Source organism: Sulfurimonas paralvinellae (assembly GCF_014905135.1).
Classification (GTDB): domain Bacteria; phylum Campylobacterota; class Campylobacteria; order Campylobacterales; family Sulfurimonadaceae; genus Sulfurimonas; species Sulfurimonas paralvinellae.
Map to the genome: position 1 here is coordinate 883353 of NZ_CP041406.1, position 21549 is coordinate 904901.

A 21549-nucleotide genomic window follows, 5' to 3' on the forward strand; every position below is an offset into this window, starting at 1 on the left:
ATCTTATACGTTAAATCTAAAGTGCATGACATCGCCATCTTGAACGATATACTCTTTACCTTCAAGACGCATTTTCCCTGCCTCTTTTGCTCCGGCTTCTCCGCCAAATTCGATAAAATCTTCATAGGCAATGACTTCAGCACGGATAAATCCTTTTTCAAAGTCGTTGTGGATAACTGCTGCAGCTTTTGGGGCAGTTGAGTTTTGACGAATGGTCCAAGAACGAACCTCTTTGACACCTGCGGTAAAGTAGCTCATAAGACCAAGCTTATCAAAACCTTTGTGGATTATCTGCTCAAGTCCTGACTCTTCAACGCCGAGTTCATCAAGAAACTCTTTTGCTTCATCCTCTTCAAGACCGATGAGTTCTTCCTCAACTTTTGCACAGAGTTTGATAAGTTCGCAGTTATTCTTCTCGGCATGCTCACGCAGGGCTTTTACATATTCATTGTCTTCTAAAAGACCCTCTTCATCTGTATTTGCACCGTACATGATCTCTTTATCTGTTAGAAATCTCACTTCACGTGCAAGTTGTTTATACTCGTCTGTATCGGCTTTTTCAAAGTTTCTTGCTAAGTTGCCTTCTCCTAAAAACTCCAAAAGTTCTTCTGCGATCTCAAGAGCTCCTTTTGCGCTTTTATCTGCTTTTGCCTGTTTTTTCAGTCGCTCGATTCTGTTTGCAAGTACTTCGATATCGGCTAAGATAAGTTCACCTTCAATGATCTCGACATCACGCAATGGATCGATACTGCCTTCATTGTGAACGATGTTCTCATCTTCAAAACAACGAACGATCTGTAAAATAACCTCTGTTTCACGAATGTTCGAGAGAAATTTGTTTCCAAGACCTTCGCCCTGTGAAGCACCTTTTACAAGTCCTGCGATATCCACAAAATCTAAAGTAGAGTATTGAATTCTTTCAGGGTTGACGATCTTTGCAAGTTCATGAAGTCTTTTATCCGGAACCGGGACAACAGCCTTGTTTGGCTCGATCGTACAAAATGGGTAGTTGGCTGCCTCCGCGTTTTGTGCCTTTGTCAGTGCATTGAAAGTTGTTGATTTACCTACGTTTGGAAGTCCTACTAAGCCGATTGCTAATCCCATTTCATACCTTTAATAATTTTTTTGCAATTATATCTAAGTAAAGTTAAAATTGGGCGTGATACAATTGCGTCTATGATAAAACTTACAGATAAAAAACTCATACTCTTTGATCTTGATGGCACGCTCATTGACAGTGTTCCTGACCTTGCTGCTTCAGTAAACTATATGATGCGCTCATTGCGGCTTGAGCCTTACAGTGTAGAACAAATAAGAAGCTGGGTTGGTAACGGTGCATCAACACTTGTAAAGCGGGCCTTAGCAGGAGAAGCTGATATCTCAAATGTAGATATAGGCAATAATTTTTTTGAAGAGGCTTTGGATCTTTTTTTAGATCATTACAGTCACAATCTTGCAAAAGAGACCTATCTGTATGAGGGTGTCAAAGAGACACTTGATACTTTGTACAAACGTGACTTCATAATGACAATAGTTACAAACAAACCCTGTGAATTTATAGAACCTATTTTGGATGCTTTAGAGATAAAAGAGTATTTTTCCTTATTGCTTGGTGCAAACTCTTTAGAGAAAAAAAAACCGAACCCTGAGGTGATTTTCCATACACTTGAGAAATTTAATATTAAAAAGTATGAATCTGTAATAGTAGGAGATTCAAAAAATGACATCATAGCAGCGCACAATGCCGGCATAGACTCACTTGCAGTGACATACGGGTATAATTACGAAGAAAACATTCAAGAGTATGACCCAACAGGTGTTGTAGATAGATTTGAAAAATTGACTGAGATAATTGGATAGTTATGAGTAAAAAGATTGCGGTCATAGACGGTGGTATAGATGGATCATTAAGATCTTTATTTGGCATATATGCCAACAATTCATTTAAGGAGAGAAAGAGATGAGTGTACTTTTAGAATTTGCGATGTTTCCGACATCAGATAACTGCCGTGAGGGTTCAAGTGTTTCAAAACAGGTGGCAAAGATCATTGATGCTATAGATAAAAGTGGTGTGGCATATCAGCTTACGCCTATGGGCACAGTTGTGGAAACCAAAACGATGCGTGAGGCACTTGATATTATAGAACTTGCTTATGAGCAGGTGAAAGATTGTGAGAGGGTTTACAGCTCTTTAAAGTTTGATATCCGGCATAATTCAGAAAATAGACTAATAAATAAAATAAAGTCTGTAGAAAATAATCTCCAAAGAGAAGTACATAAGTAGTTTTTTTCTGTTTTGTGATATTTCCTTTCCATTTAAATTATAAATATAAGATTACGCTCAGATTAGCTAATCACATTTTTGTAATAAAGGAATATATATGAAGTATAGTGGAATAATCATTCTGATATTTGTCACATTTTTTGCGACAGGTTGTGTAACAAAAGGAACGTATGAAGCTACTGTTGCAGAACTCGATAAAACGAAAAGTTCACTCAGTGATGCTCAAACCAGAATCAGTCTGCAAAATGCACAGATAGATGCGCAAAAAATAGCATTGGAAAAAAATCGACAGGAAATTGAAAAAACGAAAAAAGAACTTGCTAAGCTCAATGAGAAAAAAGCAGCGCTGGAAAAAGAGTATAGTGATACGCAAGCACTTTTAAATGCTTCACAGAGAAAGCTTGAAACAATGAGCCAGATCGAAGCAGAGACAAAGAAACGTAATGAGATATATGCTCGTTTTGTCAATCAGTTACAGAAGATGATCGATGCAGGACAGTTGAGTGTAAGTATTGAAAAAGGGCGTATCGTTATTAATTTACCTGACAATATTCTTTTTAAAACAGGTCACGCAAATGTAAACGAAGAGGGTCAAAAGGTCTTAAAACAGATTGCAGGTGTACTCAAAGAATTTAAGGACAGAAAATTTCAGGTTGAAGGACATACTGATAATGTCCCAATTAAAAGTGCACGCTATCCTAGTAACTGGGAACTTTCAACTGCCCGCGCTTTGAATGTTGTTCATTTAATGACAGAAGAAGGAGTTGATCCTAAAAATATTTCTGCAGCAGGCTATGGAGAGTTCCAGCCACGTGCAAACAATGAGACTCCGGAAGGTAGAAAACTAAATCGTCGTATTGAGATCATTATGCTCCCTAATTTAGAGATTCTCTCTAATGAACTACCAAAAGTTATGAAGTAACGCTCACTACAGCTCATAGATATCATCGGAGAAAATGATGATATCTATTAAAAAGAGTAAAAGAAGATTATTTTAATGCTTCTCGAACGATTTTTACAGCTTCAACCATATTTTTAAGGCTTGGTTTTACCTCTTCCCATTTTCTTGTTTTTAGACCGCAGTCAGGATTGATCCAGAGTTGTTCTTTTGGTAAAACTTGCAAGAGCGAATATATCTGTGTTACTATCTCTTCCACAGATGGAATACGTGGTGAGTGAATATCATATACACCCGGTCCAACTTCTTGTTTATAACCCACTTTTGCAAAGATTTTAAGTAGTTCATTACCACTTCTGGCAGTCTCTATGGAAATAACATCCGCATCCATCGCTTCAATAGTCTGAATGATATCATTAAATTCGCTGTAACACATGTGCGTATGAATCTGCGTCTCTTTTCTAGCGGAGCTGACAGATAGTTTGAAGTCTCTTACGGCAAAATCCTCATAAGCCTCTACTTTTGCTTTGCGCAGAGGATATCCCTCTTTAAATGCCGCTTCATCAACCTGTATCATTTTGATTCCAGCATTTTGCAGGTCATCAACTTCATCACAGATAGCTAAGGCAATCTGTTTGCTGACATCAGCACGTTTCATATCATCACGAACAAATGACCAGTTGAGAATTGTTACCGGACCTGTAAGCATACCTTTCATGATTCTGTCGGTTTTACTTTGTGCATATGTAATCCAATCAACCGTCATTGGTTTTGGACGACTGATATCACCATAGATGAAGGGTGGTTTTACACAACGGCTTCCATAGCTTTGTACCCAGCCGTTTTGACTGAAACCATATCCTTTTAACTGTTCGCCAAAATATTCGACCATATCATTTCGTTCAGGTTCGCCATGGACAAGAACTTCAATACCACACTCCTCTTGAAATGCAACACACTCATCGATATAGTTCTTCATCTCCTGTTCATATCTTTCTTTGGTGATAGTGCCATTTTTAAACTCTCGTCTTGCATGTCTTACTTCCGGTGTCTGTGGAAACGAGCCGATGGTTGTCGTTGTCAGTTCTTTATAACCCAAGAGTTCTTTTTGAATCTTTATGCGTTCTTCATAGCTCCCCTCACGTGTAAACTCAGAGATGTTACTGACTCTATGTTGTACGGCTTTGTCATGAATAAGCGGTGAAGATCTTCTGCTTGTATTTGCCTCTTTATTCGCCTGTAGTAATGCTTTTTCATTTGTACTCAGTGTTTCAAATCCTTTAAAGAAGAGTTTTGAAATGAGTGCGATCTCATCAAGTTTTTCAACGGCATAGCTAAGCCAGTTCTTAATCTCGTTGTTCATATTCACTTCATACTTTAGTGTGTATGGCGTATGAAGCAGTGAAGAAGAGGAAGAGATAATGAGCTGCTCTTTAGGAACAGTTTGCTCTATACTCTTCAACAGTTCTTGTGTAGCTAAAATATCATTTTTCCAAATATTTCTTCCATCTACTACACCGGCGATGAGTGTTTTATTGGAAGCAGCGATGAGTTCAAGGATATCCAGATTTTCTTTGCCATGAACAAAATCAAGACCAATCGCCCATATAGGAGTATTGAGAAGAATTTTTGTTGCTTCATTTGAGTGCTCAAAGTAGCTGACAACCGCTATCTTGATATTATTAGCTGCATTTGCCAGTTTGTCATAGGCAGGTTTGATAAGACTGAGTACCTTCGGTTCTAAATCCTTAACAAATATCGGTTCATCGATCTGAACGACAACAGTATCGTCGAGTTTGGAAATTTCGTGTAACAGTTGCTCATAAACAGGTATGATTTTACTGTAGAGTTCATAGACATCCCCCCTGTCAACTCTTTTTGAAAGTCCCAAAAATGTTATAGGACCTATGATATTTATCTTCGTTTTGATATTTGCAGCTTTTGCCTCTTTATACTCTTCAATTATCTTTGTAGCATTGAGTTTGTAGTTATCTTCTAGTGAGAGTTCAGGAACGATATAGTGGTAGTTTGTATTAAACCATTTTGTCATCTCCATAGCTACGGCATCTTGTTTTCCTCTTGCCATTGCAAAGTAGAGTTCTTCATCTTTGAGAGCTTGAAATCTTTTTGGGATGGCATTGAGTGTGATAGCCATATCAAGCATATTGTCATAGAGTGAAAAATCATTTGAGCTGATAAACTCTATACCTGCATCTTTTTGGTACTCCCAGTGACGTTTTTTTAATCTGCTTGCTGTTGTTGTGACTTCATTGAAGTCGCATTTTCCAGACCAATAGCTCTCTAATACTTTTTTTAGTTCTCTTTGTTCTCCAATTCTTGGAAATCCTAATACGTAGTTTTTTGACATTGCAATATCCTTTGTTTTGTGTCAGTTATGACGATAAATTTATGTTGTTTGTATATGATTTTTTGATAGGTTAAAGGGATATTGTATGAGGAGGGTGGATACCACTGCGTCGAAATGCAAAACATACTGTATAAAAAGGGCATCTCGGAATATAGTGGTTGAGTAAAATCATAAGTTTTGATTTTATTGTAAAGAGGAGATGACAATGACATGGTTTTGTACTGTTTAGCAAGGCAAGTGCTGTTGCAGCAAAGAGTTCTTGTAATGCCACTATATCTCCTTTGTAAGATTTTTGTAATTATATCAAATTATTTGAGTCTCTATTTTAACTTTTTAAGAAATTCACTCATAAAACGTACACCGGCACCTGTTGCACCATGGACATTGACATCCCAAGGAGATTCAGTATAAGCACTGCCGGCAATGTCAAAATGGAGCCATTTGTCTTTATTCTCTTCTTTAATGAAGTTATCTAAAAAGAGACCAGCCGTAATAGCGCCGCCGTATGGTTTGCTAGAGATGTTACAAATGTCTGCGATCTCACTTTTAAGTTGTTTTCTCAAATGTTTGTTAAACGGCAGGCTTGCTGTCAGTTCTCCGGCTTTTCCTGCTGCTTTTGAGAGGTCATGACGTAGTCTGTTGGAGTGTCCCATAACGCCTGTTGTGTATTGTCCGAGTGCTACCATACACGCACCTGTAAGTGTCGCGAAATCAAAAAGATAGTCAGGATTTTTTACTTTATCCTGTGCATAGTCAAGAACATCGGCAAGTACCAAACGACCTTCTGCATCGGTATTACGCACTTCGATAGTATCGCCTTTGCGTGAGACAAGTACGTCATCGGGTTTATAGGCATCTCCGCCTATCATATTTTCAACTGCACCGACAAATGCGTGTACTTCGATATCGAGTTTTAACTCGCTTACCGCTTTAATAATACCAAGAACAGCACATGCGCCGGCTTTGTCCATTTTCATAGTGACCATGGAAGTAGCAGGTTTGAGACTTAATCCGCCACTGTCATATGTAAGACCTTTTCCGACAAGTGCTATGCGTTTTTTTGCATTTTTGGGTTTGTATGCAAGATGAATGAGTTTTGAGCCGTGGCGTGAGGCACGACCGACTGCAAGCATCGCTTCACATCTCTCTTTTTTAAGAGCTTTTTCATCAAGAATATCACAAGAGAGCTGATTTTGACGTGCCAATTTTTTTGCAACTTTCGCCAGTGTTTCTGGATGCATATCATCCGGAGCGGTATTGACAATATCTCGTGTAAAACATGTCGCTTCTGCAACGACAACAGCTTCCTGAAAAAGCTCTGTAAGGTGTTCTACGTTTTCACATGTAAGATAGAGTTTCTTTACTTTTTGCTTTTTTGGTTTTGATTTATAGTTGTTAAACTCATATCCTCCGAGAATGAACCCTTCTATGAAATGACGAATATTTTTTTCATCAATATCAACAGAAAGTGATTTGTAAGAAAAGCCTTTTACTGCTTTTGCAACGGCTGCAGCAGCTGTTCGGATATTTTCTTCATCATGGTTTTCGATACCGCAAAAAAGCAGAGATTTTCCATGCATACCGCAGAGTGTGTCCTGCTCTGCACAAAAGCCTGCTTTTTTGAGTGTTTTTTTGAATTTCGCTTTCTCTAATCGTTCCGGTGTAATGAGTTTAACCGTCAGATTCTCTTTTGCATCAAAATTTTTTTTATCTATCAATTCTATTTTCATAATACGTTCCATTTTGTAAATTTCTTTTCATAATAGTAGCAAAATATTAGAAACAAATCTTTTTTTTATTAAGAAAATTTTTTTTTATGATACAATCTTTTTTATGATAAATAAACAGATTCTGATAATTGAACTTAATGAGCAAAATTTTAATGTTTTGGAGAGTGTTTTAAGTAAAAATGGTTATGTTTGCAAGGCTGTTTTAGATCTGGAAGCATTTCAGGCTCTAGAGTTAAAAGCAGATGCATATGACTTAATTATTGTTAACTCTCATGTTCAGTATGTAACAGTAGCAGATGTCATGAAAATTGCCGAATCAGAAACATCTTTAAAAGTTCCTGTTATCTATATAGACAGTGCAAAAGAGCATAGTAAGAGTACGCTTGATGACTGTTTTGCAGCTGGTGTGTCGGATTATATCAAAAAGCCTTTTGACTCTAAAGAGATCGTTTCTCGGGTGAATTACCATTGCGAACAGCTTTATAAACTGCGTGAATATAAGCTTAGACTTGATAAGCTCGCAAACTTGGCAACAATCGACCAACTTTCAAAGTCAACATCAAAAATGCATATGCAGGCTATTTTACGCCATCAGATAAACTATTTTAATCGCTACAAAACAGATACGACTTTGATCTATTTGAGCCTTTTGAACATAGATAAACTCATTGGTACTTTTGGACTTGAAAAAGGTGAAAGAGTCATCGCACAATTTGCAAAAGTTCTCAAGTCTTCAATCCGTGAATCAGATGTCCTTGCTCGTTGGGCGGGATCGGACTTTATTATACTTTTGACAAATACAAGTGTCTCTGCATCAGAATATATTACGAAAAAATTAAAAGCAGAACTCTCAAATGTTGAAGTTATGAAGGGAATCAAGCCTGAACTCGCCTTTGGAATCACCTCTTTTACAGAAGATGACGATGTAAAAGAGGTGATTGAGCGAGCAAAATATGCTCTCAGCGAAGCAAAAAAACAGACATATGGAAAGATTCATATAGCTGACTAGTTTATTTAGAGATATTTTTTAGTCAAAATGAAGCAGGTCTTTAGCCTGTATCATGTCTTTATCTCCACGACCTGAAAGATTGACAATGATGAGCTTATCTTTGATATTTGGCAGTTTTTTGAGATATGCCACTGCGTGAGATGACTCGAAAGCAGGGATGATTCCCTCTTTTTGACTTAACCATACAAAAGCATCGAGCGCTTCTTTATCTGTGATGTAATCATACTTAACATTTCCCATATCATTGTGAAAAGCATGTTCAGGACCGATTCCAGGGTAGTCAAGACCGGCGCTTATAGAGTGTGCTTCGAGTATCTGCCCATCTTCATCCTGCAATAGATAGCTCATTTGTCCATGAAGAACACCCGGACGTCCTTTTTTCAATGAGCATCCGTTTTTGTCATCAATGCCAAGCCCTCCGGCTTCTATTCCTATACACTCGACGGCTTCATCTTCTAAAAAGTGTTGAAACATTCCAATGGCATTGGAACCACCACCGATACAAGCGATAACATGATCCGGGAGACGGTTCTCTTTTTCTAAAATTTGCTGACGTGCTTCCCAGCCGATAATAGCTTGAAAATCTCTTACCATCATAGGGTAGGGGTGTGGACCTGCTACTGTACCGATGATATAAAAGGTATCACGCGCATTTGTTACCCAGTGGCGGATGGCATCGTTCATGGCATCTTTAAGTGTGCGGCTGCCGCTCTCAACAGAGTTTACTTTTGCACCCAGCAGTTTCATACGAAAGACATTAAGCTCCTGACGTTCAACATCTTTTGCACCCATAAATATTTCACATTCAAGGCCAAGCAGTGCAGCAATGGTGGCCGTAGCAACACCATGTTGTCCTGCACCGGTTTCGGCAATGACCTTTTTATATCCAAGACGTTTTGCCATAAGCCCCTGTGCGATAACGTTGTTTACTTTGTGTGCACCGGTATGATTTAAGTCTTCACGCTTTAAGTAGATCTTCGCACTAAGCTCTTGGGAGATATTTGCAGCATAGTAAAGCGGTGAAGGGCGACCGACATAATCTTTGAGGTAGTAGTCAACTTCAGCCCAAAAGTCTTTATCGAAGCGAATAGCATCATACTCCTCACGCAGCTTGAGTAGTGCCGGCATAAGTGTTTCAGGAACGTAGCGTCCGCCGAAGATTCCAAAGTGTCCGTTTTCATCCGGATCGAATTTTGAAGCAGTTGGTATATACATTAATTAACCTCTATAAGTGAATAAACTTTCGTTTTTTCTTTTAATTTTTCGATGCCATCAAGAAATGTAAGTCCTATGACAAAACAGCACTCAACACACTCTGCACCTGTTTGATTGACAAGGGTGGCAGCCGCATTTGCAGTGCCGCCTGTTGCAATTAGGTCGTCAATGACAAGCACACGCGCACCTTTTTTCTCTCCAAAGGCATCAATGTGAACTTCGATCTCATCGACGCCATACTCAAGAGCATACTTTTCACTGATGGTAGTGTAGGGAAGTTTCCCTTGTTTTCGAATAGGCACAAATCCAAGACCAAGCATCTGTGCAAGCGCCGCTCCAAAGATAAAACCGCGTGCATCAATACCTGCAATATAGTCAAGATCATACTCTTTATAACGTTCATAGAGATGATTCATAAGTACGCCATACGCTTCTTTATTGTTTAAAAGTGTTGTAATATCTTTAAAGACAATTCCCGGTTTTGGAAAATCTTTGATATCTCTGATGGAGTCTTCTATTATTTTTCTTTGAGTATCACTGAGTGTAACCATTTTTTTTCCTTAGAGTAGAGCGTCGATGCGGCTCTCGAGTGCTTTTATTTTGGCATTGAGACGATCGACTTCTTGTCTGTGTTTTGAATTTCTCTGTTTGAGAACTTTGAGTTCATTTCTGAGTTTCGTCAGCTCTTCTGTTAAAATATCAACATTTCCAAGTGCACGCTGGAGCTGAATTTGATATTTGCGAATAAGAATTTCAGCCTCTTGCAGTGTGAGCTTCATTAAATCATTACTGCGTTGTTCCTTATTTGTTATGCTCTTAAAATAGAACATCTTTACAAACAGGTAAACAGAAACAATGGAAAGGATTGTTAAGAGTGACCATTCCCAGAACATTACTAGACGGCCTCTATCTTTTCGACTCGTTGAACATGGCGGCCGCCTTCAAAACCATTCGCAAGCCATGCATCGATAATAGACTCGGCAACACCTTTACCGACAATGCGTTCGCCGAAACATAAGATGTTTGCATCGTTATGCTCACGTGCAACCATTGCAGTATAGGCATCGTGGCAAAGTGCCGCACGGATACCGTGATGTTTGTTCGCTGCCATACTCATTCCGATACCGCTGCCGCAGATCAAAATTCCCTGTGCACTGCTGTCTTCGATGACAGCACGGGCAACTTTGTGTGCATAGTCCGGGTAATCGACTCTATCTTTGGAAAATGGTCCAAAATCAACAACCTCATGACCTTTGGATTGTAAAAGTTCGACGGTCCAATCCTTTAGATCGACTCCGGCGTGGTCTGTTCCTATATAAAATTTCATTTTTGCTCCTAAGATAATAATAAATTAATGATAAACTGTACAGGCATAAACAGCAGGTATTGGTTTAACGGTGTCATTAAAACAATCAGTACGATAATCATACCATATCTGTCATACTTGTAATAAAACTCGGCAATCGACTTTATATTGTATTTTAACGCAAGATGCATTAAAAAATGGCCACCGTCAAACTGTGGAATAGGAAGAAGGTTAAAGACAGCGAGAACGATATTGATGATGAGTAACTGATAGATAAAAATATAAAAGAAGACATAAAAGAGCGAATCAGCTGTAGTCGGTGCACTCATTGCTGTCAGTCCAATGGCTGCAATAGCTCCAAGTGTGAAGTTATAGACAATTCCTGCCAGATCAACCTGCATGGCCGCATTGTAGCCTCCACGCTGAATAACTTTATACATGTCAATAGGAACAGGTTTTGCCCAACCAAATAAAATACCGCCGGATGTACCAAGAAGCAAAGGAATAAAATAGAGTGCGGCAGGAACAATGATGGTTCCTACCAAGTCAATATGTACAAGCGGGTTGATAGTAAGACGGCCTGCATTTTTAGCAGTATCGTCACCATACATATGTGCTACCCATCCATGCATGATCTCATGACCGATAATGGCAATGGCAAGCGCAGCGACTGCCGCTAAGATTTTCAGTATATCAAGTAAGTCCATAATACTCTTTGTCTTCTCTTTCTCTCTCTTCTATCGCTTTTTGCAGATAAGGCTTTTGTTCAAGGTCTGCAGGTGTTTTCCCGACTCTGTCCCAACGAACTTTCCAGTTTTTGTCAATCGAGAAGTAAATGAACCAAGGCGTTCCTTCTACGTTTTCGTAAGGAACTGATCCCCAAAAACGGCTGTCATTTGAATGGTCACGATTATCCCCCATCATAAAGTAGTGGTTTTTTTCAACTTTGATAGGATTCATATAAAAGATCGGCATCGGAAAATGTCCGTCATTGATGATTTTAGGGTCATGATGAATACCGGGATGCTTTTTCATATAAGGATTTTTTACCCATAATTTTCCTGCAAAAACAGCTATTTCATAGTTTTTATAGTGTCCTTTTATCCAGTCATCACCTTCTTTGAAATGGATAAACAGATTTTTATCTGCTACAAAAAGCTCATCACCCGGCAACGCAACACAGCGCTTTACAAAGTGTTGCTTGATATTTCTCGGGTATCTAAAAATAACGATATCGCCACGTTTTGGCGTGTCTCCGTCAACTATCTTTAGCTCTTTGCTCCATGGAATGACCGGAATTTCCAAAAATGGAATATAGGGCATGGGAACACCATAAGCGAACTTCTTGGCAAAGAGATGGTCACCGATAAGCAGTGAGTCTTTCATACTGCCGCTTGGAATGCGAAATGCCTGCGCGACAAAAAAGATGATAAAAAGGACAATGACGACTGTCCCAGTCCATGAATTGGACCACTTATACGCTTTGTGTAAAAAGTTTTTCATTAAGCCTCTTTTGTCTGGGCATTGAGCTTTGCGGCTTTGAGTGTGTTACTTAGCAGCATGGCAATTGTCATTGGTCCTACACCGCCCGGTACAGGTGTGATATAAGAGCATTTTTTACTGACGTTTTCAAAATCTACGTCACCGACAAGTTTACCGTTGTCCGCTCTGTTTATACCGATGTCAATGATAATAGCACCATCTTTTACCATATCTTCTTTGATGAGATTGATAACACCGACGCCTACTAAGATAATATCAGCCTGAAGCGTGTGTTTTTTCAAATCATCTGTAAATATATGGCAGATTTCAACAGTGGCATCTGCATTTAAAAGAAGACTTGCCATTGGCTTGCCTACAATGTTTGAAGCACCGACAACACAACAGTTTTTACCTTTAACGTCAATGTGGTATTCAGCAAGAAGTTCCATAACACCAAGTGGTGTACACGGCACAAAACCATCCAGATTTGTAACGAGTCGGCCAACGTTGTAAGGGTGGAAACCATCAACATCTTTCGCAGGATCAACAAGCTCTAAGATCTTTGTAGTGTCGATTTGCGGAGGAAGAGGGAGCTGTACCAAGATACCATCGATATTTGGATTTTGGTTCATCATCTTAATGGTGTTTTCTATGGCTTCTTGAGAGATATCTTCAGGCATTTCATGCGAAACCGAATAAAATCCGACACGGTCACATGCTTTTTTCTTCATACTTACATAAGCTTGGCTGGCCGGATCCTGACCAACAAGAATAACAGCTAAACCAGGAGTTCTACCTGTCTCTTCTTTAAGTTTTACGACTTCAGAAGCAACATTTTTTTCTATTTTTTGTGCAAGAGCTTTACCATCAAGAATCTGCATTTAAACCTCATAAATATTATTTTTGATATTATACACTTTTAAACTAATATTAGGCTAATGCAAATAATGAAATATATACTTTTACTTCTGACTCCATGGTGTCTTTTTGCCAGTAGTTCTTTTATAACACAACGGGAATATGCCTCCCAACTTTACAAAAACCCCCGCGGTATTGCCTGTGGTCGTTGTCATGGTGCAAAAGGTGAAGGTAAATTGATCGCAAACTATGTTCATAAGAACAAGAAAAAGAGCTTTATAGGACCGCGAATAAACAATATAAAATATACAGAATTTTTCAAAGCACTCAACACAAGAAAAAAGGGAATGCCTCGTTATTATTTAACACCAAAAGAGATAGAAGCACTCTACTTTTATCTCCATCAAAACGACAAGAAAAAGGTCAAAAATGTTCAGTGAGATACAACAGGCTTATGAAAAAAGAGACTTGGAAACTTTAGACACTCTTGCAAAACCGACATTTCGGGAGATAAATAAGCGTCAAGATTTTCGCTCTGTTTTGATGCTCTCTGCAAATAACATAAAGCATCTTTCCAAGATAGAATCACTTGATGCGGAGTGCATTATGCTGAACCTTGAAGACGGCGTGGCAAAAGAGGAAAAACCCTTTGCTCTTGTTTTGGCAGCAATATTTTTAAGCAGACTCAAAAAGTGTGATAAAAAACTGGTTGTCCGTGTCAATGCACTTAATGAAGGTGGCTATGAAGAGATAACCTACTTGAATCAGTTTATGCCTGATGCCATTCGTGTGCCAAAGATACGCAACCAAAAAGAGGTTCGTGATATTCTGCACCTTTTAAATGATGACATAGAACTGCATCTCTCCATAGAAACAGCCGATGCTTGGCATAATCTTGCGACATTGGCTATAAATAAACGTGTGACTACATTCTATTTGGGAGTTTTGGATCTCTTTGCCGACATGGGATTGCCGCAGAGTTTGATAAAGCTTGACAATCCGACAATGCACTATATGCTTTCACATTTTCTCATTACAACAAGAGCAATGCATGTAAAACCTGCCTCTTTTGTCTTTCAGGAATATAAAGATATGGATACTTTTACAAAATGGTTGGAGTTGGAACACGCTATGGGGTATGATGCAAAAGGGTGCATCACTCCAAAACAGGCAGAACTTGTCAATAAAATATTTGTAAATAAAGAAGAAGAGATTAAAAGAGCCAAGGTGATTGTCAAACTCTTTGAGATGCACCGAGAGGAAGGTATAACGGGCTTTGTGGATGAGGAGTACGGTTTTATAGACGAGCCCATCTACAAAGGGGCTCTAAAGCTGCTTACATCCCAATAACATTATACATTCTGGCTAAAGCATCGTAATAGCTGTAATAATCAACCACTAAAGAAGATTTTGCATCTATATAGCTTTGGCGTGCCTGTTGGAGTTCTATGTAGTCTGAGAGACCGTTCTCATATCTTTTTTGTGCCTGAACGAATTTCTCCATGGCAGCCTGCAATAGAGCCTGAGCTAGCTCTACAGTATCTTTTGATTCATTGAGATTATTGTAGGCATCTGCTACATCTTTTTTGATTTGTAGTTTTAAAAACTCCAGTTTTGCTTGTGAGATGTTCTGTTGAATGATATTTTTTTGGATATTAGCAGAACTTGAACCACCATTATAGAGATTCCATTGCAGATTGACCGCTGCCTGCCACTTATTTTCGGGAATCACACTTTTGAGATCATCATTCTCTTGTTGTTTTGTATAGTTTGCATTAAGATAGAGAGAGGGATAGTATTGTGATTTTGCAACGTTTACATTTTCCTGTGAGACTTTCAGTAGGGCAGAGGACTCTTTAATGGCGTATCTATGTTCATAAGCATACGTCACCGATTGAGGAAAATCATATTTATACTCTGTGAGTGTATCATAAATGTTATCTAAATTAAGCTTTTGCGGGACGACAACAAACTCTGTCTGAATATCTTTGACACCAATGACCTTTTTGAGGTTCTCATAAGCAGATTTGAGTTTGTAGTTGACCCTTTTCATATCTATCTTCGCCTGAATGACATTGACCGTTGCATCAGAGATATCGATTTTTGTTTTAATCCCTGCCGCATAGTAACGTTTTGCTCTATAGAGCTGTGCTTCGTTGAGTTTAAGATTCTCTTTGGCTACATCTATAAGTGCTATGGAGCGTAGAACAAAATAGTAAGCATGTTTGACATCTCTTATTTTGTCTGAGATAGTTTGCAGATTGTGCATACCAAAGGACTCTTCTTGATATTTGAAATTATCATACGTAGCACCTGTTTTGCCGAAGTCATAAAGAAGTTGCTGCAGTGAGAGATTTCCCAACAAAAAGTTCGTCTGTTTCATATCGTCAGGGTTTGCAGGAATGTTACTTGAACCCATCTCTCCGCCGGAGAGACGCAAGTCCACTTTTGGAAGAAAATAGCCGAAAACCTGCTCTTTTCTTTGTGATGCAGCTTCATACTGTTTTGCAGTTATCTGCAGATCAGGTGCATTCTTTAGAGCATATTCTATAAGCTCATCAACGTTGTCGATCTCTTTAGCGTGAAGATCGAGTGTAAGTAAAATTATAAAGCAGTAAAAAAACAGTTTCATTTATAGAGACTCCCTTCGTTTAACTTCATCTTCGACACTGACGAATTTTTCTCGCATAGTCTCTAAAAGTACATAGAGTACAGGCACAAAGAGTGTAGAGATGAATGTTGCCGAGACCATACCAAACATGAGCACTATTCCGATGGACTGTTGCGTAATTGCACCCGCACCTGTAGCAAAAGCAAGCGGAAAGATACCAAATATAAATGAGAGAATTGTCATCATAATAGCACGAAAACGGAGTTTTCCCGCACTGATGGCAGCATCGACAATGCCTTTGCCGCTCTCACGCAGCTCTTTGGCGAACTCAACAATTAAGATGGCATTTTTCGCGGCAAGAGCAACAAGCAGTACAAGACCGACCTGTGCAAAGGTATTGAGAGGTATTCCCATCCAGAGCAGCCCTGCAACAGCCCCCGCAATGACCATAGGTACAGAGAGTAGGATCATCAATGGAAGGATCCAGCTCTCATACTGCGCAGCAAGAACGAGAAAAACAACGAGTGTTACAAAGATGACAACATAGATCTGTGCATTGCCTGCCAGTTTTTCTTGGTAGCTCATGCCTGACCACTCATAACCGTAACTTTTTGGCAGAACTCTTTTTGCTATCTCCTGCATTGCCTTCATGGCATCACCCGAGCTGTATCCCGGTGCCGCATTACCGTTTATTTGAATACTTCTGTACATATTGTAATGACTCAGGTTTTGTGGACCTATAATCTCTTTGACCTTAATGAGTGCACTTAATGGCACCATTTTACCGTTGATATTTTTGACAAAGAGTTTGTTGATATCACTCTTTGCACTTCTGTAATTTTTATCTGCCTGTACAAAAACACGGAAAACTTTACCGAATTTTGTAAAATCATTGACATAGACAGAACCGAGATAGATCTGCATAGTGCTAAAAAGCTCTGCCATATTTACGCCGAGGGCATTGGCTTTTTCTCTGTCTATTTGAATGTCATACATCGGGTAGTTAATAGCGAATGTAGTAAAAGCATTGGCAATTCTAGGGTCTTTATTCGCCTCTTTTATGATCTTGTCTGCATATTGTTTGAAAAGATCCAGATCACCGGAGAGATAATCTTGCAGTCTAAAATCAAATCCTCCGACACTACCGACACCGGGGATTCCCGGAAGGTTGAAGGCTGCTATGTTGGCATCAGAGATATGTGCTGTTTTTTGTCGTATTTTTTGAATAATGGCATTGACACTCTGATCTGGCCGCGTTCTCTCTTTCCAGTCTTTAAAAGAGACAAACATCGCAACGGCAGAACTGTCTAAAGAAGAAGTGACGATGTTGTAACCGTCAATGATGACAACATTGGACACTTCATCTATGGAGTAAAGTGTTTTTTCAACCTCTTTTCTTACCTTTACCGTTTCATTAAGCGATGTTCCGGGTTTAAGATTTACTGCAACCATACAGACACCTTTGTCCTCTGAAGGAACAAATCCTGTAGGGACAATTGTAAAAAGATAGTACATCAGGTAGAAAATTCCAACCATAATACCAAGAATGATATATCTTACTTTTATCAATGCGGTGATAATCGCTGTATATTTGTTTGTAATAGACTCAAACATATCATCAAATTTTTTAAAAAAGATAAATTTCTCTTCTCCTTTTTTTCTTCTTTTGATGATGATGGAACTGAGTGCCGGCGAGAGCGTGAGAGCATTGAGCGAAGAGATCATAACGGCAAAGGATATGGTCAATGCGAACTGTTGATAGAGTGCACCGGTGATACCCGGCAGGAGTGATACCGGTACAAAAACGGCAACAAGCACAAGTGTCGTAGATATGATTGGGCCGATAAGCTCTATCATTGACTTTTTGACGACTTGCGGAATCGTCAGATCAGGCTCTTTTTCCATAAGAACCTCAACATTCTCAACAACTAAAATAACATCATCCACAACAATACCAATGGCTAGGATCAGTCCGAAAAGTGTTAAGAAGTTGATGGAGAATCCATGTGCTATTTCCATGACCGCAAAGGTACCGATAAGCGAGACTGGAATTGCGACTGAGGCAATAATTGTCGGTCTCCAAGAACCTAAAAAGACGAAAATAATGAGGATTACAAGTCCAACGGCCATAAAGAGGTTGATAACGACATTTTTAATGGCAACCTTGACATATTTTGTCGTATCATAAGGAACACTCCATTTTACACCATCAGGGAATCTTCTTTGGAGTCTCTCCATGGTCTCTTGAACTTTTTGTCTAATTTCCAAAGCATTGGCATCGCCTAATTGATAGACACCGATAAGCCCTGCAGGCTGTTTGCTTGATATCGCATTCCAGTCATAGCTTTCACTTCCTAAAATAACACGGGAGACATCACTCAGATAGACTAAAGAGCCATCTTCTTTATGCTTGAGGACAATGTTCTTAAACTCTTTTACATCACTGAGGCGTCCTTCGGTTGTGAGCGTGAATTCTTGCTTTTGGTTCTTAAATGTCGGCATACCACCGATCTTACCGATAGAGGCCTGCTTGTTCTGGCTTTTAATTGCATTGACGACATCGAGCGGGGTAAGCCCCATTGCTTTTATCTTGTCAGGATTGAGCCAGATACGGATAGAGTATTTTTTCTCACCCATGTTCTCAGCTTTACCGACACCGGGGATACGTTTAATCTCATCAAGAACATTGATATTTACAAAGTTCGATAGGAAAGAAGCATCGTACCGTTTGTCGCCTGTTATGGTGATGAGACAGACGATGGAAGGACTCTTTTTATCAACAATAACACCCTGCGCGACAACTTCAGGAGGAAGTGATGCTGTCGCTGTTGCAACCTTGTTCTGTACATCAACAGCACCTATATCTATGTTATATCCCGGTTTAAAATAGACATTGATGTCCGATCTTCCACTGGAGGTGGAAGAGGAGTCCATATAGATAACACCTTTGATACCATTGAGTTTATCTTCTAAAACACGTGTGACAGTATCTTCAACAACAAAGGCATTCGCACCTGTATAGGTTGCACTAACAGTAACGGTCGGCGGCGCTACATCAGGATACTCTGAAACAGGAAGAATACCGAGTGATACAAGCCCTGATATAATGATGATCAAAGAGATGACAATGGCAAATATAGGACGTTTTATGAATGTTACTGAAAACATTGACTACTCTTTTGTAGGAATAAGGTTGTTGTTTTTCAGTATGGCATCTATTCCTTCTTCTTTTGTGACATCAATACCTTCTACTTTTACACCCGGTTTTACTTTCATCAAGCCTGAAACAATGACTCTGTCGCCATCTTTTAACCCTTTTTTAACACTGACATAATATCTTGTGCCATAAGCAGTCGTGATATCGGCTCTTTTTACTGTCGAGTTTTTATCTATGATGTAGACATATTTTCCAAGCTGGTCATCCATGATGATCTCAGGCGGGATCATCTTAAATTTATATTTATCACTGATAAATACATTGACATAGACAAAAGTTCCCGGAAGTATCTTATACTCAGGATTTTTAATGACAGCTCTCATTGTGATCGTTGAAGTCAGAGGATCGACCGTATTGTTTGCAAAGTCAATATAGCCGTTAAGGCGGATATCTTCATCTGCTCCTTTGTACTCTATAAAAGCATCAGGATTTTCTTTGTTCTTATATTTCTGCATGACCATGGCATCGTTTTGTGACGGTGAAAAATAGGCATAGAGCGGGTCATATTTTACAATAGTTGTCAGCAGTGTCGATTCTCCTTGCCCTATAAGGTTACCGACATCGACTTTTCTTGCACTGACACGTCCTGAAATAGGTGCTCGAATAATTGTATAGTCAAGATGTATCTTTGCTTCATTTATCTTCGCCGTATCGCCTAAGATGGCAGCCTGCAACGCGGCAAGTTTTGCCTGATACTGCTCAAGTGTCGCACGTGGAGCGAGACCATCTTTGACAAGTGGCGTATATCTGGCAACATCTGCTTTTGCAAGCTCAAGTGCTGCCTCATCTTGAGCTTTTTTTGCTTTGGCGGCATTGAGTGCTGCTATGTATTCGCTCTGTTGGATTTTAAAGAGTTTTTCTCCTTTTTTGACATCTTGACCATCTTTAAAATATATTTTTTCCAAAATTCCCGAAACACGTGCACGGACTTTCTGGTGAGAACTTGCCCGCGTCTTTCCTGTGAATGTTCCCCAGATAGGTACTTTTTTTGTTTCAATGGTAATTGTTTTTACTTTTAAAGGAGGAAGTTCTTTTTTTACTTTTTTGGTTGTTTGATCTCCACAAGCACTTAAAATTAGCAAAAGCGCTGCCATGGATATAAGAGAGAGAAACTTATTGTTATTCATTATAATAAAACCTTCAATAATATAAATCTTATTATAACGAAAAAACTTGAGAGATGTCCTTTAGGCTGCTATTTGTTTCCAAGAGCATTGTAGATTTTCAAAAGTATCTGCTCAGCAATGATCATAGCTGCAATGGTAGCTATGAAGGCAATGACACCATGAATCGGCCCGCCGAAATGGACAGCATCACCAAAGATGATACTAAGTGCTTCTAGCATGACGAGCTTGGAGATAAAAATGATACTCCATGCAGAAATTCCTCTTAAAATATTGACCTTGATACCGCTTTTACCAGCAAAAAACCGTTGTGCGACTTTATGCTCTACTTTTAGTGTAAGCTGTAAAAGCGTCTGTAGTAGTATGGCGGCTAACAAAGAGAGAGAAAAAGTTTCAAGATGCAGATACTCAGGAAAGTATTCTGTGAAAAAATTGAGTACAGTGAGGTCTATAAGAACAGCTATTATATAGCGGACAAATAGCCTTTGTCTGTTATTCATCGTGATGTTGTCTGTGAGAGACAGTTCTAACTCTTCTTGTTGTGTCATTTATTGTTTTCCTTATGTAATATTTTTACTGAAGCGGTTAACCCAAATCGTAGTGCTACATCTTTTGGGCGTTTGGAGAGCTTTATGTGAACTGGTACTCTTTGTGCCAAACGTATCCATTGAAAAACAGGTTTGATGCTTGGCAAGAGATTATTACCTGGATTACCGTCTGTAGTTGCAATCCCCCAGCCAATTGACTCTACTATGCCGTCTATTGGCTTGTTGGGATAAGCCATGAGTGTGACCTTCGCTTTATCGTTTATGTTGATATCTCCAAGCATGCTTTCTCTGAAAAATCCAAAGACCCAAAATGAGGAGGAATCTACCAATGCTAAAATAGGCTGGTTGGCAACGGCTTGTGAGCCGACTTGGAAATTAATATTTGATACGTATCCATCTACCGATGCATAGACTTTTGTGAAGGTGAGATTGAGCTTGGCTGTGTTTAGCTGCTCTTTTAAGGAGTCGATTTTTGCTAAAGATTTATGATAATTGACTTCATGGCGGATGAGATCTTTTTGGCTGACAGCACCTTTGTCTTTTTTTACGATTTTTTTTACTCGTTCATATTCAATTTTGTTTCCTCGTAAAATAGCTTTTTCACGTTTGAGTTCCGCTTTGGTCTGAGCAACTTTTATCTCAAAAGGTTCCGGATCTATAGTAAATAGCAGAGTGCCTTTTTTGACGAATTGATTGTCAATGATGGGAATAGAGACAACTGTTCCTGAAACACGGGGGGAGATCTGAATGACTTGTGCCCGTACCTGCCCGTCACGGGTCCATGGATTGGAAAAATAATCCTGATATTTGTTATATCCAAAATACAGAGCACTGCCAAAGAGAAGAAGTGAAAATATTATTTTTACAATGAGTTTGAAGTATTTCAAATGAATCCTTTA

Annotated in this window: 22 protein-coding genes; 6 read left to right on the plus strand and 16 right to left on the minus strand. The window is 39.1% G+C overall.

Annotation, left to right across the window (positions count from 1 at the left end; all coding sequences use genetic code 11):
• Window positions 1-3: 3 nt before the first annotated feature.
• Window positions 4-1104, minus strand: coding sequence for a redox-regulated ATPase YchF (ychF, locus tag FM071_RS04640; RefSeq protein ID WP_193111848.1), 1101 nt, complete (start codon window positions 1102-1104; stop codon window positions 4-6).
• A 72-nt stretch (window positions 1105-1176) separates the two neighbouring features.
• Here ychF and FM071_RS04645 point away from each other — a divergent pair, with 72 nt between their 5' ends.
• The 3 genes from FM071_RS04645 (at window position 1177) to FM071_RS04655 (ending at window position 3206) form a co-directional block, all read left to right on the plus strand.
• Entirely contained in the window at window positions 1177-1860 is a 684-nt protein-coding gene (locus FM071_RS04645) for a phosphoglycolate phosphatase (protein ID WP_193111849.1), read from the plus strand.
• 100 nt (window positions 1861-1960) lie between these two features.
• Window positions 1961-2284, plus strand: a complete 324-nt coding sequence (locus FM071_RS04650) for an MTH1187 family thiamine-binding protein (protein WP_193111850.1) — start codon at window positions 1961-1963, stop codon at window positions 2282-2284.
• 97 nt (window positions 2285-2381) lie between these two features.
• Window positions 2382-3206 (plus strand): OmpA family protein, encoded by an 825-nt coding sequence (locus FM071_RS04655; protein WP_193111851.1) that lies wholly within the window; start codon window positions 2382-2384, stop codon window positions 3204-3206.
• A gap of 67 nt (window positions 3207-3273) precedes the next feature.
• Here the strand turns inward: FM071_RS04655 and metE are convergent, their stop codons facing one another.
• From metE to FM071_RS04670, 3 genes are all read right to left on the minus strand, one after another.
• Window positions 3274-5550: a 5-methyltetrahydropteroyltriglutamate--homocysteine S-methyltransferase gene (gene metE, locus FM071_RS04660; protein WP_193111852.1), complete on the minus strand. Its 2277-nt coding sequence runs from the start codon at window positions 5548-5550 to the stop codon at window positions 3274-3276.
• Between the two features lie 70 nt (window positions 5551-5620).
• Window positions 5621-5821: a hypothetical protein gene (locus FM071_RS04665; RefSeq protein ID WP_193111853.1), complete on the minus strand. Its 201-nt coding sequence runs from the start codon at window positions 5819-5821 to the stop codon at window positions 5621-5623.
• 49 nt (window positions 5822-5870) lie between these two features.
• Entirely contained in the window at window positions 5871-7280 is a 1410-nt protein-coding gene (locus FM071_RS04670; protein ID WP_193111854.1) for a leucyl aminopeptidase, read from the minus strand.
• A 103-nt stretch (window positions 7281-7383) separates the two neighbouring features.
• On the opposite strand from FM071_RS04670, the gene FM071_RS04675 reads away from it, so the two are divergent.
• Complete coding sequence (locus FM071_RS04675; RefSeq protein ID WP_193111855.1) at window positions 7384-8289, plus strand: GGDEF domain-containing response regulator; 906 nt, start codon at window positions 7384-7386, stop codon at window positions 8287-8289.
• 18 nt (window positions 8290-8307) lie between these two features.
• On the opposite strand, the gene trpB is transcribed toward FM071_RS04675, so the two are convergent.
• The 7 genes from trpB to folD are packed head-to-tail and all read right to left on the minus strand — an operon-like array spanning window position 8308 to window position 13173.
• Window positions 8308-9504, minus strand: coding sequence for a tryptophan synthase subunit beta (gene trpB, locus FM071_RS04680; RefSeq protein WP_193111856.1), 1197 nt, complete (start codon window positions 9502-9504; stop codon window positions 8308-8310).
• Entirely contained in the window at window positions 9504-10055 is a 552-nt protein-coding gene (locus FM071_RS04685) for an adenine phosphoribosyltransferase (protein WP_193111857.1), read from the minus strand. Before FM071_RS04685 ends, trpB begins: the two co-directional genes overlap by 1 nt.
• A gap of 9 nt (window positions 10056-10064) precedes the next feature.
• Window positions 10065-10397, minus strand: coding sequence for a hypothetical protein (locus tag FM071_RS04690; protein ID WP_193111858.1), 333 nt, complete (start codon window positions 10395-10397; stop codon window positions 10065-10067).
• Window positions 10398-10399: 2 nt separating this feature from the next.
• On the minus strand, window positions 10400-10831 hold the full coding sequence (gene rpiB, locus FM071_RS04695) for a ribose 5-phosphate isomerase B (protein WP_193111859.1): 432 nt from the start codon (window positions 10829-10831) through the stop codon (window positions 10400-10402).
• 8 nt (window positions 10832-10839) lie between these two features.
• Complete coding sequence (locus FM071_RS04700) at window positions 10840-11517, minus strand: site-2 protease family protein (RefSeq protein ID WP_193111860.1); 678 nt, start codon at window positions 11515-11517, stop codon at window positions 10840-10842.
• Window positions 11504-12313, minus strand: a complete 810-nt coding sequence (gene lepB, locus FM071_RS04705; protein ID WP_193111861.1) for a signal peptidase I — start codon at window positions 12311-12313, stop codon at window positions 11504-11506. The genes FM071_RS04700 and lepB overlap by 14 nt, the downstream gene beginning before the upstream one ends.
• The gene (gene folD / locus FM071_RS04710) at window positions 12313-13173 is read right to left on the minus strand and encodes a bifunctional methylenetetrahydrofolate dehydrogenase/methenyltetrahydrofolate cyclohydrolase FolD (protein WP_193111862.1); all 861 of its coding nucleotides are present in this window, start codon (window positions 13171-13173) and stop codon (window positions 12313-12315) included. The genes lepB and folD overlap by 1 nt, the downstream gene beginning before the upstream one ends.
• A gap of 66 nt (window positions 13174-13239) precedes the next feature.
• Here folD and FM071_RS04715 point away from each other — a divergent pair, with 66 nt between their 5' ends.
• Window positions 13240-13590, plus strand: coding sequence for a c-type cytochrome (locus tag FM071_RS04715; protein ID WP_193111863.1), 351 nt, complete (start codon window positions 13240-13242; stop codon window positions 13588-13590).
• Window positions 13580-14500, plus strand: a complete 921-nt coding sequence (locus tag FM071_RS04720; protein ID WP_193111864.1) for an HpcH/HpaI aldolase/citrate lyase family protein — start codon at window positions 13580-13582, stop codon at window positions 14498-14500. Before FM071_RS04715 ends, FM071_RS04720 begins: the two co-directional genes overlap by 11 nt.
• Here the strand turns inward: FM071_RS04720 and FM071_RS04725 are convergent.
• The 5 genes from FM071_RS04725 to FM071_RS04745 form a co-directional block, all read right to left on the minus strand.
• A complete protein-coding gene (locus tag FM071_RS04725; RefSeq protein WP_193111865.1) occupies window positions 14487-15782 on the minus strand; it encodes a TolC family protein in 1296 nt (431 codons plus the stop codon). The genes FM071_RS04720 and FM071_RS04725 overlap by 14 nt on opposite strands.
• Window positions 15783-18929, minus strand: coding sequence for an efflux RND transporter permease subunit (locus FM071_RS04730; RefSeq protein ID WP_193111866.1), 3147 nt, complete (start codon window positions 18927-18929; stop codon window positions 15783-15785).
• Window positions 18930-18932: 3 nt separating this feature from the next.
• Window positions 18933-20105 (minus strand): efflux RND transporter periplasmic adaptor subunit, encoded by a 1173-nt coding sequence (locus tag FM071_RS04735; protein ID WP_193111867.1) that lies wholly within the window; start codon window positions 20103-20105, stop codon window positions 18933-18935.
• Between the two features lie 68 nt (window positions 20106-20173).
• Window positions 20174-20650 (minus strand): hypothetical protein, encoded by a 477-nt coding sequence (locus FM071_RS04740; protein ID WP_226960586.1) that lies wholly within the window; start codon window positions 20648-20650, stop codon window positions 20174-20176.
• Window positions 20647-21537, minus strand: a complete 891-nt coding sequence (locus FM071_RS04745) for an HlyD family secretion protein (RefSeq protein WP_193111868.1) — start codon at window positions 21535-21537, stop codon at window positions 20647-20649. Before FM071_RS04745 ends, FM071_RS04740 begins: the two co-directional genes overlap by 4 nt.
• Between the last annotated feature and the right edge of the window lie 12 nt (window positions 21538-21549).